Annotated in this window: 2 protein-coding genes; one reads left to right on the top strand and one right to left on the bottom strand. The window is 47.1% G+C overall.

What is annotated here, in order from left to right; genetic code table 11:
• Window positions 1-1,198: IS21 family transposase (istA, locus tag A3757_RS06290; RefSeq protein ID WP_156506228.1), on the bottom strand; the 1,198-nt coding region annotated here is incomplete at its 3' end.
• A 125-nt stretch (window positions 1,199-1,323) separates the two neighbouring features.
• Between istA and A3757_RS06295 the strand changes: the two genes are divergently transcribed.
• A partial coding sequence (locus A3757_RS06295; protein WP_156506229.1) for a DUF4158 domain-containing protein occupies window positions 1,324-1,576 on the top strand: 253 nt, incomplete at its 3' end.

Consider the following 1,576-nt stretch of genomic DNA (forward strand, 5'->3'; position numbering starts at 1 on the left):
GCAGTGCTCCTGGTTTGCGTTGAGCCACGGCTAGATAATGTCTCCATTCATACTTGGTGATACCTGCATCATGCTTGCGATTGAAGATACGTCTATGTCTTGCTATCTCCTTGCCTTCGGCAACGATAACGATTTCAGCTGCATAAACATGAAGACTCACATGCTGGTTAGCAAAGCTTGCCGGGACACTATAGCGGTTACGCTCGAACGTAATTAAGCATGTAGAAGAGACTCGCTTAGTCTCTTCTACATAGCCATCGAATGGCGCTGGGACAGGCATTAAACATGGCCGTTCTTGTCGCCAGCATTCAGCAACCGTTAGATTGGATTGTTCTGGGTGTTTTTGGCGGTGCCACAGTTCAATACATTGGCGTTCAAGCCAAGCATTAAGTTCTTCGAGAGTCTTGAACTTGGGAGCGGTATGCCATAACTGATGCCGAGCATCTCGCACCTTTTTCTCGACTTGGCCTTTCTCCCAACCTGCAGCTGGATTACAGAACTCAGCTTCAAACAGATAATGACTGACTAGCGTTTGGAATCGGCGATTAACATCGCGCTGTTTACCTGATCGTACCTTATCCACAGCAGTCTTCATGTTGTCGTAGATGCCGCGTTCAGGCACGCCACCAAAGACCCGAAATGCATGATTGTGTGCATCAAACAGCATCTCGTGCGTTTGTTTGTAATAAGCTCGCAGGAAGAAAGCTCGACTATTGCTTAGCTTGAAGTAAGCAACTTGAAGGCAGCACTTCCGACCATTGATCGTGGCGAAATCTTCGCCCCAATCAAACTGGAATGCTTCGCCTGGTGCAAAAGTCAGTGGAACATAGACTCGCTTAGCGGCAGTGCTCTTTGCTTCATGTTGCTCTTGTCGCCACTGCCGTGCAAACGCAGCAACACGATCATAGGAACCGGTGTAACCCAGTTGTACTAAATCCTGGTATAGCTGCTTGACTGACTTACGCTGCTTTCGATGCTTTTTCACCTCACGGTGAAGCCAGCAGGTTAAGGTCTTCTCGTAGTCATCCAGCTTACTCGGCGACTTCCTTGCAGGGTAGCTTGGGTCTAAATTTCTATTATTGAGGTATTTACGAACAGTATTTCGTGACAATCCGGTCTTCCGAGCAATCGATCGAATCGATTGTCCCTCCCGAATATGCCAGCGTCGAATTACGCTTAGTAGAGCCACGTCTATCACTCCATTTTCTCCTGCTTTGCTGAAGCAGGGATAGGTTTATACGTGGGTCAAAATTCGATGCAAATATATGGCTTTAGTGGGTCAGTTTTGGGTGCAAATCAACACTTTGACCTTTAGGTCAAAGAATGAGCAGAGACAAACGGCTATCAATTCTCACTGCCGCGGAAATCGAGGATTTATACAGCGTTCCTTCCTTCAACGAGTCTTATCAGCGGTTTTACTTCGCGCTAAATGATAAAGAACTTGCGGAGCTATCCAGAATACGGCAACGCAAGTACCGTTGTGTTGCCGTTGCATTGTTGGGCTACTTCAAATGCAAACCGATCCTGCTCAACCCGAGTTATAAATCCATGCAGGATGACTTGGCATTTATTGCGC

Source organism: Oleiphilus sp. HI0117 (assembly GCF_001635235.1).